Origin of the sequence: Faecalicatena orotica (genome assembly GCF_003149245.1) — a bacterium.
GTDB lineage: Bacteria > Bacillota > Clostridia > Lachnospirales > Lachnospiraceae > Faecalicatena_A > Faecalicatena_A orotica.
Genome location: NZ_QGDL01000005.1, coordinates 98,400 through 118,153, shown reverse-complemented (window position 1 = coordinate 118,153; position 19,754 = coordinate 98,400). Strand labels below are relative to the sequence as shown.

Here is a 19,754-nt window from a genome sequence, read left to right as displayed (position 1 = left end):
TTCATATCCGCTTCTCCACTGCCTTGAACACCCCGTTGATAACTAGGGCGAGTCCCGCTGACAGTACACTTCCTGCTATGATCTTATAGATATTCAGTGTACGCAGACCGTCAAACAGGATTGTCCCGAGACCTCCCGCATTGATCATGGCTGCAATAGTGGCTATCCCGATCGTTGATACAACCGCGAGCTGTATTCCTGTGAAAAAGGCTTTTTTAGACAACGGCAGGCGCACCTTCCAGAGCACCTGCAGGCGCCTCATCCCCATCCCTTCAGCTGCCTCGATAACTGCAGGATCAACCTGATAAAGCCCGGATATAAAATTTCTCAGGAGCAGGTATTGATTATATGCAATCAAAACAATCTCCGCCGTTGTCTTCCCCAGGCCGGTAACCGGAATCAGCAGGGCAAACAGCGCCAGACTCGGTACGGAATAAAGTACAGAAAAAGCCTGAATCATATATTCTCCCGCCCTTCTCGAATACACCGCCGCAACAGTCAGTACTGCAGCGATCAGCAGGGAAAAAACAAGGGTTACGACTACCAGCTCCAGATGCTCCAGAAGCGCTTCCAGAAGATCATCGTAATGCCTTGACAGGTACTTCATCATGCCGCTCATACATATCCCTCCCACAGCTTTTCCTGCTCTCTGGCAGACCGGATCAGCGCGGCAGTGAACCCGTCTGCCGGATTCCGGATAATATTCTGCGGGGTATCGAACTGGCATATCTTCCCTTCATTCATGATCATGACCTTTGTTCCCAGCTTAAACGCCTCATGTATATCATGCGTTACAAGAAGGAACGTCTTCTTCAGTCCGCCGTGAAGCCGGAGCAGTTCCTCCTGCAGGCCGATTCTCGTAATGGCATCTACCGCGCCGAAAGGTTCGTCCAAAAGCATGATCTTCGGCTCCACCGCAAGTGCCCTTGCAAGTCCTACCCTCTGCTGCTGCCCTCCGGAAAGCTGTGAGGGATATCGGCCGCAGAATTCTTCCGGGTCTAACTCTACCATTTTCAGGAGTTCCCTCACTCTTTCCTTTGTCTTCTCCTTATCCCACTTTAGAAGCTTCGGGACTGTTGCTACATTTTCTTCAATCGTCATATGGGGGAACAGGCCGGTCTGCTGGATCACATATCCAATCCGCCTCCTCAGCTTTACAACATCAAGGCCAGAGGTATCCTCTCCAAATAAGAAGATCTTTCCTGCTTCCGGTTCATATAGGCGGTTGACCATCTTCAGCAGTGTCGTCTTACCGCAGCCGGATGAACCCAATATAGTAATGAATTCCCCTTCCTCTACAGAAAATGATACATGGTCTACCGCATAGTACCCTGATCCATTAAATTTTTTACTAACATCCCGGAATTCAATTGCCGGTACTGACATCTGGGCGTCCTCCTATTTTATCGACTCGTAATAGTCCAGAGCAACATCTTCATACTCTTCTTTATCCACATCAACTTTTGCATTCAGGGCTGTAACGGATTCTGTATCCATCTTCGCACTGATTCCATTTAAAATATCTGCGATATCGGGGTTCGCCTCAAGCACATTGTCCCGCACAACAGGGGCAAGATTATAAGGCGGCCATACCATCTTGTCATCCTCAAGCAGTGTAAACTTGTCTTTATTTGCAAGCTGGCCCTCTGTTGTGTAAGCAGGGGTCACATCTGCTTCATCCTTTGAGAGCACCTCATATTTCAGACCGCCGTCATATACTTTAGAGGACTTCCAGTCAAATTTACCATAAGCCTTTTCCAGCGCTGGAATTCCGTCTTCTCTCTCATTAAATTCTCCCTGAGAGGCAAAACGCAGCTCGGAGGCATGCTTCTGTAGGTCGGAGATTGTCTTGATTCCCAGTTTATCTGCCACTTCCGTCCGTATTACGAGCCCCTGCCCGTCATTCGCCTTAGAATAATCCAGCCACGTCAGCTGGAACTGCTTTTCATACTCATCTTTCACAGTATCATATACTTCCTGCGGATCCGTAATAAAATCCATATCCAGAACAGAAAGAAGCCCGGTTCCCGTGTATTCCGGGTACATATCGATCTCATCATTTACAATAGATGTATGGATAACCGAACCTGCAATATCGAACACACGCTCCACTTCATATCCCGCGTCCTCCAGCGCAAGCGCATACACTTCTGATACGATCATACCCTCGGTAAAATCCTTTGACCCCACCCGGATTACCGTGCTTTTCTTATTTGATGTATCTCCGCCTGTTTTTGCATCCTTTTTGTTCCCGCAGGCCGTCAGTGATAACAGCATGACTATGCACAGACACGCTGCCGTCAGTCTTTTCATTCTTGATTTCATATTCTTTTTTTCTCCTTTTTCTGTATATTTATATTTCATAAGCTGCTTTTCCAACAGGTTAAAGAACACTCCCGTCAGAATAGAAAGTACCGCAACCGAGATCCCGCCTATCAGCAGCAGGTCCGTCCTGTAAAGTCCCAGGCCCGTCAAAATAATCCCGCCCAGTCCGCCTGCCCCTATCTTGGCCGCAATCGTGGCACTGGCTATGATCTCTACCATAGCCGTTCTTGCCCCGGTCAGTATGGACGGCATGGCAAGAGGTACTTTCACCTTCCAGAATATCTGTCTCTTTGTCATTCCCATTCCGGCCGCAGTCTCCAGCATAAACTCCGGGACATTCTCAAACCCGTCCGCCGTGTTCATCAGTATAGACGGCACAGCCAGAAGCACAAGTGCTGTCATTGCAGGCCTGACACCGGTTCCCATAACCGGGATCAGCAGGATCAGGACGGCCAGACTTGGAATAATGCGCAGAACCTGAAACACACCGACGATCCATCTTCTGGACTTCCCATACCTGATGCAAAGGTATCCCAGAGGAATTCCTATCAGCATAGCGACAACCAGAGCCATCAGGCTGATACTGATATGTTCCCACAGACAGGTCAGGTATTCATCCATACGGTTCGAAAAATATGACTGTATATTTGTCAAAACTTCATTCATTCAACCAGTTCCTCTGTCTTTCGTAATTCTTCATATAGGATGTACTTTCCTCGTATGAAATAAGATGACAGGCTTATCTGTCAAAATACTTCACGGCACTTCTGAATATTATCTGCAGAAATCCCGCTATGATGTGTCTGTTCATCCAAATATCTTATAAATCGACAACAGACTGTAAGTGTAGTATAAAACATCTCCTTCCTGAAAGCAAGAAAATATTCGAATATATGTTCTTTTCCACATTCTCTTTAATGTAGCTTTCTGACCTGCCCGGCAGGAGTCAGACAAAAGCCTACTTCTGCCGCACCTCTCTCGGAGAACATCCGTATATCTCATGGAACATCCGGTTAAACAATTTATAATTCGTGAAGCCATGTTTTTCTGCCAGTTCCATAATCCCATCACCTGTATTACAGATATCATAATAAATATGCATCAGCCTGACCTGGTTCACATATCTGGAGAACGTAACCCCCATATTCTTTTTGAAAAATCTGCTGAAATACTCGCGGCTCAGGTAAAAATGAGAAGAAATGTCTTCAAGCAGAATCTGTTCTTTATAATGTTCTTCTATATAATCTGTAATCTCGGCAAGACGGTCCAGACCAGAATCTTTCTCAGTAACCGCAGAATCCTGCCTGCGTTCTGCAAAATGGTTGATTACCTCAAACAGGACCTCCATAGCAACTGCCTGACTCTGGAGATAATACCCCAGGGGCTGTGTAACATAGAGCGGGGGAAGACGTTTTAATAGATTACATATATCAAGGTATGCCTCCAGCTTCTCCTTTTCCAGATTTTCCCTTGTACATGAGATCTGCATTTCATCAATATCCTCCACATAGTTTTTCATCCGGTTTTTTGAATACTGGATAGCCACCATCATAGATGCCTTGGCACACTTCATCTCATGAATCTGGTTAGAGTCAACAAGCATAAACTCTCCGGCCACCATAGGATGATCCTTCCCGTCAAAGATTACATTGCCAATACCGTTCAGTATATAGATCAGTTCCACCGCTGCATGCCAGTGAGCCGGAACATATTTCCCCTTATTTGTATGATACTGAATGTCAATCCCTGTCTTCTCCAGCCTGTATAACGGTTCATATAACATTTCTTAATTCCTCCCTTCCGGTAAACTTTTATGTTCCTACCATATCAGACTATTCAAGTAATGTCAATTTTGACATAATAAAAAGTCAAATTCTTATCTAACATCCTTTAAACACGCATGATATCATTATAACTGTCAAAAGGAAATGTCAATAATGAAAGGAGAATGCAATATGAGTAACACATGTGCAGCAACAATGAATACAAGGACTTCTGTAAACTACGAGAAGAAGGCTACTTTACGTGAACGTATTAAAAAATACTTATCTGAAAACAGTGAAATGATCTGTTCCGGTCTCGTATCATTGAACGGCGGTATTTATATCCCATCAAGATATTCCGACAGATAGTGTGAACGAATATGAATCGGGAAAAAGCAGTCAAAAAACAGAAGAAAGAATAAACAGCAGGTACTCCTCAATCAGGGAACCTGCTGTTTTTCATTTACCAGTTTTATTTCCAGATAATGTCGCCCTTCTTCCTCGGAGCCGTCCTTAAATATGTAACTGCCGGATAGCCAAGAAGCATACAGCACGCCACAGGTTTATCACCAATGCCGAGCCATTCCTTCAATTCCGGGCTTTTGCTGATAATTCGCATCATATACCCGTTATATAGGGCCCCGACCCCCTCGGCTGCTGCTACATTTTCTATATTCGCCGCAGCAATCCCTCCATCCAGCTGGTTGTCTGATGTTATCACGAGAAATGCCGGAGCATTGAATAACAGTTTATCCTTTTGTGGATTTGCCTTCCACTGTGAATAAAACAATCCAAAAACCCTGCCATACAGAGGCGCCTCTTTTTTTAACCGTTCCACAATGGACGGCATCACTTCCCATACCAGTTTCCGGAATTCATCCATCCCATCCTGGACAAACGTAAATGTACACCCTTGTTGGTTTTTAGCCGTGGCAGAATACCTGCCGGCATCCAGAATACGCCCCGCCTTATCTTTTTCTATTTTGGCGGGCTTATATCTGCGGATACTTCTCCTGAACTTTACCGCATGGAGCATATTCTCCGGGTTTACATGAAAAGTCCCGGGATGATATTCTTCCACATCATCCATATCATATTCCGGAATTGACACCGCACAGACAGGACACAATGCCACACAGTGTCCGCACTCAATACAGCGTTTCGTAACTTCTGCCTTCCCGTCCTTCACAATGATTACATCGCCGACACAATCCTCCTCACAGGCCCTGCACCCTATACATAACTCCTGGTCAATATTAACCATAGCCGCACCCCCTCTTTTTTTCCATATTATACCACCATATCCTTATTTCCGCCATTCTCAATCCAGAGCAGTAACTTCTATGTCAATTCCGCCCTAATAAAAAGTCAAAAACTTATCTAATAACCGAAAAATGCATGTGATAATATAATTACTGTAATCAAGAATTCTAAAAGATCGAAAGGAGATTATATCATGAGCAATACATGTACAGCAGCAATGACTAGGGAAAATGCTTCCGTAAACTATAAAAAGAAACCTTCTTTAAAAGAACGTTTTGTCAAATATATCTTAGACAATCAGGAGTGCATCCTCGGAGGCCTTTCCGCATTAAACGGACACATCTACATTCCCGACCGTACCAGACGATAATAAGAAATGAATAAGAAACATTTAAATGGATAAAACAGCAGGATTCCCCGAATCAGGAACCTGCTGTTTTTGCGTTACTGCTTACGGGTTTCCTGAAAATGTTAACGTTTTTCTATATACAGGCTTATACTCCTTTCATTCCTTTTTATAACTTTCCATATACTGGGTATACTATATCTGAACACGCAATTTAACTGTATACTATTTCGTTTTATATACAGAAGTGCCGTGTATCATTTTGAAGGGAGAACTATTACATGAAAGCAATCATTGACAGAGATGGATGTATCGGATGCGGACTCTGCGCCGGAACATGCCCGGAAGTATTCAGTATGGCAGACGACGGACTCGCCGAGGTAATCAGTGAAGTCAATTCAGATACCGAAGAAGGGGCAAAAGAAGCAGCAGACGGATGTCCCGTAAGCGTCATAGCAATTAAGGACTAATTAATGGACTTTAAGCCAACAGAGACTGCCCCGCCGGATTCTGGACTTGCGTTGCCATCGGCGTCCACATCCTCCCACGAACCCAAAGCGCTCTCTGGTTTTCGATTTTCTTGAAGTTTGACCTGTAAACGTGTTATAGTTATTTCAGTATATGTTTTCTGTTTAAATTCAGGAAACGGACCGGAGGCAGGTATGGAGACTATTATTGAGGTTAAGGATCTGGAAAGAGATTACAATGACGGTAAGATAGAAGTTTTGAAGGGAATCAGCTTCTCTGCGGGTGGAGGGGAGTTTATTACGATTATGGGGCGTTCCGGCGGGGGAAAGAGTACTTTTCTGAAGGTTCTGGGGCTGGTGGACAGGCCTACGGATGGAAAGGTTTATTTCCGGGGTGAGGATTCGGAAGATTTATGGGATTCCCAACTCGCTGATATCCGGCGCCGCCAGATCGGTTATGTGCATCAGGACGCCCGGCTGATGGATTGTCTGACCGTTGCACAGAACATCAAGCTTCCTATGATTCTGGATAAAAAGGACACAAAGACCATGCAGGCGCGGATGGAAGAATTGGCAGAACATTTCGATATCCTGCATCTGGCCGGGAAATATCCCGGTGAGCTGTCCGGCGGGGAAAAGCAGCGGGCAGCAATCTGCCGGGCGCTGATTAATAACCCGGATATCATTCTGGCTGATGAGCCTACCGGCAATCTCGACAGCCAGTCCGGTGAAATCGTTATTCACGCACTGGAGGAGATTAATGAGGATATGGGGAAAACGATTATCCTTGTGACACACGATCCTAAGCTTGCAAGCTACAGCAGCAAGACCGTTCTGCTGAAGGACGGTTTGATTCTGGAGACACTAATCCGCCCGCAGGGAGAAAAAAGTGAAACTCAGCAGATATTTTATGACATGATCATGAAAAAAATGGAGGAGCTATGACGATGGGCTCCTCCGTTCGTTTTTTATCAATCTATTCGTTTTGCTCTCTATTATTCTTTATCCGCTTCTCATATTCGGAAACAGGCATCGGTTTAGCATACAGATACCCCTGCGCCGTGGTACACCCTACCTCTTTCAGAAGCGCTGCCTGATTTTCCGTCTCCACACCTTCGACTACAACTGACATGTTAAGCCCCTTCGCCAGCTCGACCACATTCTTTAGAACAATCCATGCACGCTGGTTGGTCTCTGCATTATTTAAAAATGCCCTGTCTATCTTCAGCACATCTGCACAAATATCCTTGATCAGGTTCAGCGATGAATAGCCACTGCCAAAATCATCAATACAAACAAGTATCCCGTTCTGCCCGAGTTCTTCTGTTATCTTCTGCAATGCATCGATATTGTCATGTATCAGGCTTTCCAGCAGTTCAATTTCAATCAGATTCGGCGGCAGGTCGTATCTGCGGACAATATTAAGTACTTTCTGTACATAATCTTTCCCGTAAACCAGAGGTTTTGACTGGTTCACGGAAACAGCAGGTGGATTGAATCCCATATCCAGCCAGTATCTCTGCATTCGGCATACCTCTTCCAGTGTATACAGATCCAGATTCACAATGAATCCGTTTCTTTCAAACACCGGGATAAAATCCGACGGGTACATCACCCTGCCGTCCCTCATCCAGCGCACAAGCGCCTCTGCACCTTCAATGGCTCCGGTATTCATATTGCACTTTGGCTGCAGGTAAACCTGAAACTCTTTTCTACTGAGGGCTCCGTGCATAACGTCCTCTATATCCTTGATACGCACAGCTTCTTCTCTCATAGTATCATTGTAGAAGCATATCTTACATTCGCTGTTCATCTGCTTTGCCCTGCGGTGGGCCATTGTTGTACGGTCGATGATTTTCCCGATATCAGTCTCATCCGGCGTAATCTTGTAAACACCTGTCGTAAATATAACATTATATCGTTTTCCACGGTTATTCTGCTGCTCCCGGAAACGCTCCCGGAAACATGCATCTCTGTTCCTTACCTCTTCATCATCTTTACAGCATACCAGACACAGAAAATTGTCATTACTCATACGCCCGTATATATCATCCGTTGATATGATCTCCGATATCATCCTGTTCATATCGAGCAGGATGGCATCTCCTTCCTGATATCCATACATATCATTAATTAATTTAAAATTATCGATATCCACCCAGACCATATACAGGGAATCAACTCCCTTTTCGATTCTTCTGGCTGCAAGCATCTTGAATCTGTTCAGGTTATTGCCCCCGGTAAATGAATCCACATATGCCAGATAAGAGAGTTTCTTATCACTTTTATAATTCTGCAATACAATCAGCACGCACAGCGCCGTGAGAAGCACTGTAGTAATCATCGCCATCTGGCGGTTTCGTACGACGATACGATCCGTATTCTCATAGACCGATGCCCTTGGCACAACAGTTACAACATACCAGTCGTTAATACCGATCTTTCTGTAGGCCCCTACTGTCGGAACATCATCCATACTATACTCTATAATGCCGTCATCGTTCTGTTCCATATCCTGTTTCATCTGGGCGATCTCAGATTCTTCCACCCCGCTTTTGTCAAGCTCCGCAAACAAATTATCAAATTGGCGGAAATCCGCTTTTCCTGCACTAAATACTACTGGTGTTCCGTCTTTCTGTATGATATAGGAATACCCCTCTCCATAAAAAGTACGGAAATTAAGAATCTCTGAGAATAAGTCCGTCTCGTTTGTTGCTATAATCACCCCGGTTAATTTCTCTGCATGATAGAGCGGCACCGCATAGACATTAATATACCCTCCCCCGATCTTATCAACAATCACATCAGAAACATTGCTTTCTCCATTCAGGGCTTTATGATAATACTCCCTGTCCTGTACGCTGAATACTTCACTGTCTGTCGAAACAGCATATCCATCCGGCGGGATATAGGCAAGCCTCTTAAAGTTGCTGCTGTGGAACTCTGCATCCAATACACTCATCGTGTAATCCATACTGAATTCATCCTGATTGCCAATAATATTCGCAATGGACTCGATATTTTCCAACTGCATGCTGACTGTATTCTTAATTGCCTGGGCACTCTGGATTGCCAGTTCAGTCAGATACTGCCGGTTCTGTTCGTCCACATCCTTTTGGGTGCCCGAGACAAAGTCACGCCCCAGCCATATAATCACTAAAATAATAATAACAAACGCAGTCCCCGGTATGAGCCATTTTGAATTTTTCCCTTCCATACCTGCCCTCCCACTATGCCATTGCCTGTGAATATTATCTTACCATTATTTATGTAAAAAGAAAAGATGAAAGAAAAAAGCAGCAGTAAAGTTATCCAGTGATAACCTACTGCTGCTGGCATTACGCCCTGTTTTGGCTCATGCAGACTTTTATTTTCTCCATTACATACTGCTTAACCTGTTCCCTGCCTGCCGCATTATATTTTTTGGGATCAATCGTATCCGGGTCAGTATCGAACACGGACCGTACGCCCTTTGTAAATGCAATCCGCAGATCCGTGGCATAATTCACTTTGCAGATTCCCCTTCTGATACACTCCTGCACCGTTTCATCCGGAACCCCGGATGTCCCGTGGAGGACCAATGGAATGGAAACAGCCTGTCTGATCTCGGAAAGCCGCTCCACATCCAGCTTCGGAATTCCTTTGTAAACTCCGTGTGCCGTCCCGATTGCAACTGCCAGTGAATCTACTTTTGTCAATTCTACAAAACGCGCCGCTTCATCTGGGTCTGTATACGGATTCCCCTCCCCTGCCTCCAAATCATCTTCTTTTCCGCCGACTTTTCCCAGTTCCGCTTCCACCGGGATTCCTGACGGATGACAGGCATTGGCCACGGCCCTGCTGACCTCTATATTTTCCTCAAAATTTCCGTGTGACCCGTCTATCATGATCGAAGTATATCCGGTTCGATATGCCTGCATGGCGAGTTCATAGCTGCTGCCGTGATCCAGATGCATGACAATGGGGACGCCTGCCTTCTCTGCCGCTGCCCTGACATTTGCATAAAAATAATCCAGACCGGCATACCTGACCGTGGAAGGCGTGGTCTGCATGATGACCGGAGATCTAAGTTCCTCTGCCGCCGCTGCCACCGCCTGCACCATTTCCATATTCTCTACATTGAATGCGCCGACAGCATATCCATTTGCCTGCGCATCCAGTAATAATTCCTTTGTTGTCACTAATGGCATTTTTCTACCTCATTTCTTTCTTATATCCTGACCTTACTTTCTATCGTTTCTATCTGTATCCGGCCAGCCAGTTCCTGTTGTACTGATTCCTCAAAGCTTCCGGTCCCCGGGGAGAGCGCAGCTGCCGTCGCAGTTGCCACTGCATATTTCAAGGCTTCCTGCGGACTGTAGTTTCTTTCCAAAGCCACCGCAAAGGCGCCTACCATCGAATCCCCGCATCCTACGGTATTGACTGCCTTTACTTCCGGCGGCCTTCCCTGAAAGATGCCTTCACTGCAGACGAGAAGGGCCCCGTCTCTTCCCAAAGAAATCACTACATAAGGGATTCCCATCCCATAGATTTTCCCGGCATAACTGACGACATCCTCAAAACCGTTTACCTGAATGCCGAACAATGCTTCGATCTCATCCTTGTTTGGCTTCACCATATCCGGGCATGCTTTAAGCCCATTTTTAAGAAGCTCTCCGCTCGTATCCAGAATCACCTTCCGGCTCGCTTCCTTTGCACAGCGAATCATTTTTTCATAGATATCCTTCGAAACTCCCTGTGGCACACTACCCGATATGGTTACAACTTCGCTATCCTTAATAATTTCAGGAAAGCGTTTTAAAAACTCTTCTTCCTCTTCTTTCGTGACAGGGCACCCCGGTTCCAGATATTCCGTAGATCCATATCCTTCATCCAGAATATTGATGCAGCTTCTTGTCTCACCTTGTATATGTACAAACTGTTTAGAAATCCCATCCTGTTCCAGCATGGATTCCAGATACGCGCCGTTGAATCCCCCTGCCAGCCCGGCCGCCTGCACGTTTTCCCCGCAGAGCTTTATGATACGCGCCACGTTTAAGCCTTTGCCTCCCGCGGTATTGCGGCAGGAGGCCACACGCATTACGGTCCCGTTTTCAATCCTGCCGTCCATGAAATATGCTTTATCAATGGATGCATTCAATGTTACTGTCGTAATCATATCTGTTACCTCTCGCTGTCAATTAGTATCTTGCCTTTCACGGTTCCCGGCGTCTTAAACAGTTCAAACGCTTCTGCAATCTGACTGAGCGGCATCTTCCTGAAAATAAAGGAATCGTCAAATTTTAACGCTCCGCTTTTAAAATAATGTGCCGCAAGCTCCCATTCCTCACCCGGAAACGGGGCACTGTAGGACATCCATGATCCAGTCAGCATAAATTCTTTCCGGTTCATATTCTCCCACTCTGCGACAGAAAAACTCAGCTCTTTTGTCGGTGTCCCTACAAAGCAGACATGGGCTTTATTTGCAGCCAGTGCGAACGCCATTTTCATAGTAGCCGTGTTTCCGGCTGTTTCATATACATAGTCAAATCCTTTTCCATCTGTGAGGGCAAGCGCTTTTTCCATAAAATCCTCATCGAGCGTATTCACTCCTGCGGATGCACCAAGCCTGTTTCCCAGTTCCAGCCGTTCCTGAGCGATATCAAATACAACAGTCTTTTTGGCGCCAAATATCTTCGCCCACTGCATCACGAACATTCCGATAGTCCCGCCGCCGAGAATGGCAACCGTCTTTCCGCCTTCATAGGGAACCCTTTTTAACCCGTGCAGTGCAACCGTCGCAGGTTCAAAAAACGCCCCCTGTTCAAAGGATACCGCGTCTTCAAAAGGAACCGCATTCTGTTCCGGAACCACGACATATTCCGCAAAACTTCCAAATTCACGGGAACCGATGAAACTGTAATTTCTGCACAGGGAGTAATTTCCCTTCTGGCAGTCCTCACATTTCATGCACGGTACAAGGGGGACCCCTGCAACCCTGCTGCCGGGAGCCACTTTCGTGACACCTTCTCCGATGGCCTCCACAATACCGGAAAATTCATGTCCGAGAACATTCGGGAAAAAGTGGCATGCATTTCCATTCACCCTCGGCACATCGGAACCACAGATCCCTGTATATTTTACCTTAATCAGCACCTGCCCCTCCTTCGGGACAGGTTTTTCAATCTCTTCATAACGAATATCATTCTTTGCGTGAACAACTCCTGCTTTCATCCACTTAAACCTCCTTTCAGGCTTCTTCATTCAGCTCGGCTGCTCTTTTTCGGGAACAGCGCACTGCGAAGACCATGCAGAAAATATAACCGATCAGAATTACTGCCATACCTGCCAGATTTTCTCTTGCAAAGATCTGGGTAAATACATATGTAATCGGACATCCGCCCTGATCCATCGCCGCCATCAGGCTGCTGCCATCTGTGGATCCCGTCGTCACGGCCAGTTTCGTCAGCCACGGTATTGTCTGGTTTGTAATCCAGATGGTGATAAACATAATGGCACTTCCTGAAATTAATGTGCGGAAAAGATTTCCTTTATGTACCGCTACAGCAATTGCAATGAAGAAACCGATTGTTGCAAGGTCACCAAACGGAAGCACCTTATTACCCGGTACGATTACCGCAATCAGCAGAGTCAGCGGGATAAAGATCAGTCCGGCTGTGACTACCTGTGCATCCCCGAGCAGGATTGCAGGATCGAGGCCGATATAATACTGTGAGTTACCAAATCTTTTATTCATCAATTCTTTGGCTCTCTCTGAAATCGGCATCAGACCTTCCATAATACATTTTACGATCTTCGGCATCAGCACCATGACAGCTGACATCTTTACACCCAGCGGAAGTGCGGCCTGCGGGCCGTAGCCTGCCAAAAATCCGACAACTGTACCGAGTATCCCTCCGATTACGATCGGTTCGCCCAGTACACCAACTTTTTCCTGGAGAGTATCGGCTGTCAGGTCAATCTTCTTCACGCCGGGAATCTTGTCAATCACAGCGTCAATCACACAGGCAACCGGCGCCATGTAAGCCGATGTCCCGTGGGGAACCGTCAGGCCGTCCAGCTCGAAGTAGTCAGACATGAGCGGTGCCCAGATATCTCCCAGCTTATAAGCAATTGCTGCGTGTACGGCAACCCCGAGAATACCAATCCAGAAATTTCCTGTCACCGCATATGCGATAGCCCCTGTAAACGTCATGTGCCAGATATTCCAGATATCAATATTTACTGTTCTTGTAAGCTTTGTCACGAGCATGATAATATTTACCAGAATAGCAACCGGTATGGCAACCGTTGCGATATTAGAGGACCACGTAATCGGAGACGCCCCCGGCCAGCCGATATCAACGACGCTTAAGGACAGCCCGAATCTCTCGGACATTGCCTGTGCCGCAGGCCCTAACTGGGCATTCATCATATCTACGATCAGGCTGAGTCCCACGAATCCGACGCCGATCATAAGCCCGGAACGGATTGCCTTGCCCACTTTAATTCCTAAACAAACACTGATAATTGCAATTACAATCGGAAGCATAACCGATGCTCCCATATCTATAATGTAATTAATCCCATTTCCTATCATTTCCAACATGATTCTTCATCCTCCAGATTATTCTATTTTGGCTCAGGCTTTCAATACATCCAGTATTGCGGCCTCTGTCTTCTCCACTCCTACACCGGAGATGAAAGGCATTCCGGTAATCAGCGGCACACCATAGTCTCTTTTTACTTTAGATGTTGTAACGATCAGGCTCGTGCCCGGAAGATTGGATTCTATCTCTGAAATACGGATCTGGCAGATTTCTACGTCAATCCCGTTTTTCTTACATAACTCTACGACCTTATTTGCTGCGATTGTTGAAGTTGCCACTGCTCCTCCGCATGCTACGATAACTTTCTTTTTCATAATGAATTCTCCTTCTCTTTTATGATTTTGATGATTTCTTTTTTCTCAGTTACTTCTAATAATTTTTTCAATACTTCTGTATCCTGAATGATTGCTATAATCTGCTGGAGATTTTCCAGATGTGCATTCGGGTCCTTTACAGCCAGCATGAATACCAGCTTCACTTGTGTTATCTCGTCATCCGTCCCCATCTGTATAAATGTCACCGGGTCCGTAAGTACCGCGATTGCAATTCCCGGTTCGTTCACATGGCTTACATCCGTATGCGGGATAGCCACCCCGATCCCGTCCACATCCAGCCCTGTTGGAAATTCTTTTTCCCGGGCAATCAATGCTTCCACATATGTTTCTTTACAATACCCCTCATTTATGAAAGCCGCTCCCAGCTGCCTCATGACATCGTCTGATGTCTCTGCCTGAAGCCCTGTGAAAATCAGGGAGTCCTTCAACTCTTCCCAAATCATATATCTTCCTCCATTCTTATGTTTTGTCTTTTAAACCTCTTTTACTTATGAAAGAATTTTGCTTGCCGGCTGTCTCTTTCTTTATATATATCCTAGCATGGTGCCCATGAGAAAAACAGTCAAAGGTCTTTCACATTTTTTGCAAAAAAATAGAACGGTCAAAATCCTTTCACAGACTCTGGAAAAGATTTTGACCATTCCTCCTAAACCTTTAGTACTCGGCCGTTCTGTATTCATAATCCTCAATAATATGTGCCGCTTCTGAAGGGGACGAACAGCTTTTGAGCTTTTCTTTAAATTCGCTGTTCTGCAGCATATTGACCAGATTGAAAAACGCTTTCAGGTGTGTCTTGTGATCCACTGCGCTTAGACAGCATACAAATTCCACCGGATCGTTTTCTTCATCGTCAAATGGAACTGGCGTCTTCAGACGGATCAGGTTCATCCCTACCTTGACACTGCCCTGTTCCAGCCCCTCGTGAGGAACCGCAAAGCCTTTGGAGATGACTACATAGGGACCGTTTTCTTCTATATTAGTAATCATTGCATCAATGTACCGCTCCTCTATATAGCCTTCTTCCAGAAGCTTCTTCGCCGACTTCTGCACAGCGTCTTTCCAGTCAGAGCATTCTATATCCAGCTGAATGTGGCTTTCCATCAAAAGGTGATGCAGGTCCGGGGAAAATATCTCCGCATCCGCCTCGGCAGACTGTTTGAAATAAGTCCTGACTACTCTGCGGATTTCTTTCATCAGCGTCTGCGCATTCTCCGGTGAAGTCTGATAGACAACCGGGGCCAGCTGCTCCAGCAGCCCTTTGGCCGTCAGTTCCCTGCTTTCCACACGGGACGGCAGATGACGGCTGTTGCGAAGGGCGTCAATCTTATTTCCCACACGGATATAGTCTTCATCATTGAGTATGGCAGAAACAATCACATATTCCAGACGGCAATCCGGAAGGGGCACCGTTGAAATAATAAAATCTGCCTGATCCGCTGTTATATTTTTTGCCTCGTGAGAAGAAATAATATCAACAATCTGGAAATTAAAGTGTTTCTTCAATTTCTCCATAAGAAGCTGTGAAGTCCCGATTCCTCCGTGGCAGGCTACGATCACATGAAACGCGATCTCTTTATTCTTCTTGCGCTCCAGCGCCGCGCATACATGAATCGTAATGTATGCGGTTTCATCCTCCGTAAGGGTTCTTCCTACATGCTGGCTGAGACTTCCGAGCTGGTTTTTTACCACCTCGAGTACATCCTGGTTATCCTCCAGCACTTCTTTAATCAGTGGGTTCTCCGGATAGACTGCCGGTTCTGCCGTAAATACGGACTCCAGATGGTTCGACAAATTCTCAAAGAAATCATAATCGCTGTTTAGATTAATCTCCAGTTCTTCGGATATTGATTCGATGAATGCCCGGGTGATCAGCTGAATCTTTACGGCCTCACGTTCCGTTGACTTCTGTTTCATATAACGAGCCATCAGCAGCATTTCGCTCAGGAACTGTACCTCATCCTCCGTTGTGTTGATCTGGCAGTACTGCGAAATATACTTCAGAATGTCCTGTGCCATCCGGTACTTGCTGTTATCCTTTTTCTTTCTGACTTCCATGTACTCTCCCTGAAGATTCCGGTTCACCATGATTCCCAGATACAGCAGAAGCTTCTGGAAGGAGTCATCGGTCAGGAAGCTTTTATGCAGATGCTCCTGCTCCCCGACAATCTTCTGGATCGTAATTTTATTTCCAGCCTGCACGCTGATATATTTCGATGCCGCATCATCCGCGTTCTGCGAATCCGCGGAATCTCCCAGATTCATAAGAAACAGACGCTTGTCACTCTCCTTGCCGTCTACGCGCAGCCCTTTATTCGGGTGGGACAGCACTTCCAGATTTCCTGACCGGATATAGTTCTTAATGTCGTCGAGGTCATTGATCACAGTAGCCCTGCTCACAAACAGATTGTCCGCAATCGTCGACAATGTGATGTATTCTGAAGAACTGATCAGCATGGCCGCCGCAATCTTCTTCCTCTCTTCTTTGGAAAGCCTGTATACATAATAGTCTTTTTCAGAAACCAGCTCCAATATCTGTCCGAAATCGTTACCTCTTTGGATTAGGCCGCCGCCCTTGAGTTCCAGCGGCATGAGATCATTTTCCTGCAGAATTTCATTAATCGCATTCAGGTCATTTCGTATCGTCCGCTGCGATACCTGAAACTGCTCCGCCAGATCACAGATCTGTACCTGTCTGTCTGGCTGATTCAATTCATTTATAATCGCCACAGTCCTTTTGTTCATTTTACGAAACCTCTCTTATTATATGTACACAGCCTTCTATACCAGCTCCATTACAGCTCCTGCAATCTCTCCCGCGTGCCTGACAACCCGGTCAGCCGAACTGATTTCATCCGGAGCATATCCATACGCACAGCCGATGACAGGAATGTGGTTCTCTCTGGCCGCCTCTATGTCAAATTTCCTGTCCCCCACCATACATGCAGATTCACAACCGAGCTTTTTAAGCAGTGCCCCCAGGACCTCCGGCTTGCTGCCGCCCATCAGCAGGGAGCCGATGACAGGAAAATACTGCCTTACCCCAATCATTTCCAACACACGCTCAATATGTTCAGGGAAGGCATTGGAACAGATTGCCAGTCCGTATCCCGCCTCCTGAAGTTTTTCCAGACTCTCTCTGACCCCCGGAAACGCCGCGGCATTTTTCTCCATTAATTCAAACTCACAGTCACGGATATCCTTCCTCCACTCTTTGAGTTCCTCATCCGGCAGACTATGGAAAAGTTTCTCTATGATCCCCGCCGGACTCAGTCCTATGCAGGAAATAATCTCACTGTCCTTAACCTCTCTCCCCCGCTTCTTCAGCGCCTTTTTATATGCCTCCAGAGCGTACAGCGCCGTCTGGTTGAGGGTACCGTCAATGTCGAAAATTACATATTTGTTCATATGGTCCTCCAGTCTTTTTGTTTTAAATATACCACGGGGCAGCAGAGATAAAAAAGCACAAATTACTGCAGTATATCTGGAAACGAAATATTCTAATATAAATTACCAGGTACTCATAAATGTAGTGATTTTGTCCCATAGCATATCGTAATTCTGAAATTTATAATATGTATCATTTACCTTGAAATATTGTCCGGGTCTCAATACATATTGTGTGCCATCCTTCATAGTAACTGTATATGTAATCGACGCCCCATTTGACTGGGCCTTTTTCTCAGATACCTTTTTTGTCAGTTTCACCTGATTCATGATCTCTATAAATTTCTCAATCTGTCCCCGCGTCAATTCAACACTGGAATCATTCTCCCCATTATATGAATCTGAGTAAAAATATCCGTGGATTTTTTCAATATCCTCACTTTTAAGCTTTGTTAAATTCAGCTCACTTTCCGGCATATTTATCTTCATGACCCTGCCTGTCCAGATTATAATAACTGCAAATACCAATAGAATTATGACAATTCGTTTTTTTCGTTTCATTTTCTGCCTCACACCATCGGATAATGTATTCATCCATATCCATTCTTCTTTAATCTTCCAGCAGACGATGATAATATGAATTCGCATTATAAAGTGCGGCTGCCGGATTATGCCCCAGCACCCTGTCTTTCACCACAAGTGTCGTTACCAGCGCCTCGGAGTACTTGTTAAACAGACTGTCGTGCCCCACACATAAACCCATCACAATGTTCAGTTCTGTTTTTTCCGCATTCAAACGCTTTGCCTGATGAATTGGGTTACACATATTTACCCCGGCCTTTTTACAGAACTCGTCTATCCCTACACGTGTTTTATCCACTGCGCCCGCCTTACATGCAACACCGAATACCTCGAATCCCTTCCTGCGTAAAATAGATGTCAGAATCCGGGATTCGTTGATCAAACCGACACAGGTGGCGATACCAAGCTTATGAAATCCCATTCTTGCAGCAAATTCGGCTGTCTCTTCCACTCTCGTCATGATGCCGTAATATTCGGCCTCCACATTGGCTGCCTGAATCATAACTCTGTGATTTTCCTCATCTTCATATAGTTTCAAAGACTCCTCTAAAATTTCTTCATCCAGATTTTCCGTTGTCAGGCAAAATGCGGGATATGATTTGTTTTGCTTACTGCAATTTATAACCCCGCAGTCAATACAGCTCCTTTTGATTTCCTTCTCCATACATCTTTCCTCTCTCACTTTACACTAAAATAGATTCATATATCTTTAAGCTCTCCTCATCAAATACGACAAAATATATATCCTCAACAGTCTCAGGAAACTGTTCCATAAACTTCTTTACCGTATCTACAGCGATCTTAGCCGCAGGCCTCTTCGGATATCCATATACTCCTGTCGAAATAGCAGGAAATGCAATCGACTTAATTTCGTTTTCCTTCGCAATGACCATTGAATTCCAGTAACATTTTCCCAGCAATTCCTCTTCTGACTTCTTACCGCCGTGCCATACCGGACCGACTGTATGTATCACATATTTACACGGAAGCTGATATGCTTTCGTAATCTTAGCCTCTCCGGTCTCACATCCGTTCAGAGTCCTGCATTCCTCTAATAATTCCTGCCCTGCCGCACGGTGAATAGCGCCGTCCACACCACCTCCGCCAAGCAGAGTCCTGTTTGCCGCATTCACAATCGCGTCTGTATTCACCTTTGTAATGTCGCCTTTTAACAACCGAATCATAAGTTTTTCCTCCTTTTATCCACCACTGCCGGACTGCCTGATCCGGACAACAGTGCCCCGTTTCCTCTGGTCTATGGGCACTCCAACCTTATAAAATATTATAACCTCTTTGCGGCTGCCCGGTAAAGCGAATTATAATAGAATGGAAAATTTTGCATTTTCACGTTATTATGTTCCTGTTCACGCTTTATTGTAGCATTTGTCGAATGATTATGATAGAATGAGAGTACTTTCAAACATACCAAGGAGTCATGACTATGGAGAACAAATTTGCTTCACGATTAAAAATTTTGAGAATGTCACACCGAATGACCCAGGATCAGGTTGCTAATTATCTGGGCGCCAGCAGACAGGCTATCGCCAACTACGAGCATGGAAAAAGAGAATGCGGAATAGACTCGCTGATTATGCTTTCCGATTTGTTCGGCGTTACCGTTGATTATCTGGTCGGACATTCTGACGAAAAAAATTGAGGGGGACCACAGACCGCTCTGTAATCCCCTTTCATGATGCAAT

The 19,754-nt window shown here is 45.5% G+C and carries 22 protein-coding genes; 5 read left to right on the top strand and 17 right to left on the bottom strand.

Annotated elements, in window-relative coordinates:
- Position 1 precedes the first annotated feature (1 nt).
- The 4 genes from A8806_RS09500 to A8806_RS09485 form a co-directional block, all read right to left on the bottom strand.
- Positions 2-619 (bottom strand): ABC transporter permease, encoded by a 618-nt coding sequence (locus A8806_RS09500; protein ID WP_330405323.1) that lies wholly within the window; start codon positions 617-619, stop codon positions 2-4.
- Positions 616-1,386, bottom strand: a complete 771-nt coding sequence (locus A8806_RS09495; RefSeq protein WP_109730954.1) for an ABC transporter ATP-binding protein — start codon at positions 1,384-1,386, stop codon at positions 616-618. The genes A8806_RS09500 and A8806_RS09495 overlap by 4 nt, the downstream gene beginning before the upstream one ends.
- Positions 1,387-1,398: 12 nt before the next feature.
- Entirely contained in the window at positions 1,399-2,991 is a 1,593-nt protein-coding gene (locus tag A8806_RS26870) for a glycine betaine ABC transporter substrate-binding protein (protein WP_109730953.1), read from the bottom strand.
- Positions 2,992-3,283: 292 nt separating this feature from the next.
- Positions 3,284-4,108: an AraC family transcriptional regulator gene (locus A8806_RS09485; protein ID WP_109730952.1), complete on the bottom strand. Its 825-nt coding sequence runs from the start codon at positions 4,106-4,108 to the stop codon at positions 3,284-3,286.
- Positions 4,109-4,280: 172 nt separating this feature from the next.
- On the opposite strand from A8806_RS09485, the gene A8806_RS26150 reads away from it, so the two are divergent.
- The gene (locus tag A8806_RS26150; RefSeq protein WP_181368647.1) at positions 4,281-4,457 is read left to right on the top strand and encodes a hypothetical protein; all 177 of its coding nucleotides are present in this window, start codon (positions 4,281-4,283) and stop codon (positions 4,455-4,457) included.
- A gap of 103 nt (positions 4,458-4,560) precedes the next feature.
- On the opposite strand, the gene A8806_RS09480 is transcribed toward A8806_RS26150, so the two are convergent.
- Entirely contained in the window at positions 4,561-5,352 is a 792-nt protein-coding gene (locus A8806_RS09480) for a nitroreductase family protein (protein WP_109730951.1), read from the bottom strand.
- A 192-nt stretch (positions 5,353-5,544) separates the two neighbouring features.
- Between A8806_RS09480 and A8806_RS26145 the strand changes: the two genes are divergently transcribed.
- The 3 genes from A8806_RS26145 (at position 5,545) to A8806_RS09470 (ending at position 7,109) form a co-directional block, all read left to right on the top strand.
- A complete protein-coding gene (locus A8806_RS26145) occupies positions 5,545-5,721 on the top strand; it encodes a hypothetical protein (RefSeq protein ID WP_181368646.1) in 177 nt (58 codons plus the stop codon).
- Between the two features lie 257 nt (positions 5,722-5,978).
- Complete coding sequence (locus A8806_RS09475; RefSeq protein WP_109730950.1) at positions 5,979-6,167, top strand: ferredoxin; 189 nt, start codon at positions 5,979-5,981, stop codon at positions 6,165-6,167.
- A gap of 192 nt (positions 6,168-6,359) precedes the next feature.
- Positions 6,360-7,109: an ABC transporter ATP-binding protein gene (locus A8806_RS09470; RefSeq protein WP_109730949.1), complete on the top strand. Its 750-nt coding sequence runs from the start codon at positions 6,360-6,362 to the stop codon at positions 7,107-7,109.
- A gap of 31 nt (positions 7,110-7,140) precedes the next feature.
- Here the strand turns inward: A8806_RS09470 and A8806_RS09465 are convergent, their stop codons facing one another.
- The 12 genes from A8806_RS09465 to A8806_RS09410 form a co-directional block, all read right to left on the bottom strand.
- Positions 7,141-9,381 carry a bifunctional diguanylate cyclase/phosphodiesterase gene (locus tag A8806_RS09465; protein ID WP_109730948.1) on the bottom strand — a complete coding sequence of 747 codons (2,241 nt, stop codon included), beginning with the start codon at positions 9,379-9,381 and terminating at the stop codon, positions 7,141-7,143.
- Positions 9,382-9,502: 121 nt separating this feature from the next.
- Positions 9,503-10,354 carry a class II fructose-bisphosphate aldolase gene (locus A8806_RS09460; protein WP_109730947.1) on the bottom strand — a complete coding sequence of 284 codons (852 nt, stop codon included), beginning with the start codon at positions 10,352-10,354 and terminating at the stop codon, positions 9,503-9,505.
- A gap of 20 nt (positions 10,355-10,374) precedes the next feature.
- Positions 10,375-11,322, bottom strand: coding sequence for a 1-phosphofructokinase (gene pfkB, locus A8806_RS09455; RefSeq protein WP_109730946.1), 948 nt, complete (start codon positions 11,320-11,322; stop codon positions 10,375-10,377).
- A gap of 5 nt (positions 11,323-11,327) precedes the next feature.
- Entirely contained in the window at positions 11,328-12,377 is a 1,050-nt protein-coding gene (locus A8806_RS09450; RefSeq protein ID WP_109730945.1) for a galactitol-1-phosphate 5-dehydrogenase, read from the bottom strand.
- A 16-nt stretch (positions 12,378-12,393) separates the two neighbouring features.
- Positions 12,394-13,752 (bottom strand): PTS galactitol transporter subunit IIC, encoded by a 1,359-nt coding sequence (locus A8806_RS09445; RefSeq protein ID WP_109730944.1) that lies wholly within the window; start codon positions 13,750-13,752, stop codon positions 12,394-12,396.
- Between the two features lie 33 nt (positions 13,753-13,785).
- A complete protein-coding gene (gene gatB, locus A8806_RS09440; protein ID WP_109730943.1) occupies positions 13,786-14,067 on the bottom strand; it encodes a PTS galactitol transporter subunit IIB in 282 nt (93 codons plus the stop codon).
- Entirely contained in the window at positions 14,064-14,531 is a 468-nt protein-coding gene (locus A8806_RS09435) for a PTS sugar transporter subunit IIA (protein ID WP_109730942.1), read from the bottom strand. Before A8806_RS09435 ends, gatB begins: the two co-directional genes overlap by 4 nt.
- Before the next feature lie 211 nt (positions 14,532-14,742).
- Positions 14,743-16,830 carry a BglG family transcription antiterminator gene (locus A8806_RS09430; protein ID WP_109730941.1) on the bottom strand — a complete coding sequence of 696 codons (2,088 nt, stop codon included), beginning with the start codon at positions 16,828-16,830 and terminating at the stop codon, positions 14,743-14,745.
- Positions 16,831-16,866: 36 nt separating this feature from the next.
- On the bottom strand, positions 16,867-17,493 hold the full coding sequence (locus A8806_RS09425; protein WP_109730940.1) for an HAD family hydrolase: 627 nt from the start codon (positions 17,491-17,493) through the stop codon (positions 16,867-16,869).
- 102 nt (positions 17,494-17,595) lie between these two features.
- The gene (locus A8806_RS09420) at positions 17,596-18,033 is read right to left on the bottom strand and encodes a hypothetical protein (RefSeq protein ID WP_146203270.1); all 438 of its coding nucleotides are present in this window, start codon (positions 18,031-18,033) and stop codon (positions 17,596-17,598) included.
- A gap of 49 nt (positions 18,034-18,082) precedes the next feature.
- Positions 18,083-18,718, bottom strand: a complete 636-nt coding sequence (locus A8806_RS09415; protein WP_109730938.1) for a DUF1847 domain-containing protein — start codon at positions 18,716-18,718, stop codon at positions 18,083-18,085.
- 19 nt (positions 18,719-18,737) lie between these two features.
- Entirely contained in the window at positions 18,738-19,238 is a 501-nt protein-coding gene (locus A8806_RS09410; protein WP_109730937.1) for an O-acetyl-ADP-ribose deacetylase, read from the bottom strand.
- 257 nt (positions 19,239-19,495) lie between these two features.
- On the opposite strand from A8806_RS09410, the gene A8806_RS09405 reads away from it, so the two are divergent.
- Entirely contained in the window at positions 19,496-19,711 is a 216-nt protein-coding gene (locus A8806_RS09405; protein WP_181368645.1) for a helix-turn-helix domain-containing protein, read from the top strand.
- Positions 19,712-19,754: the final 43 nt, after the last annotated feature.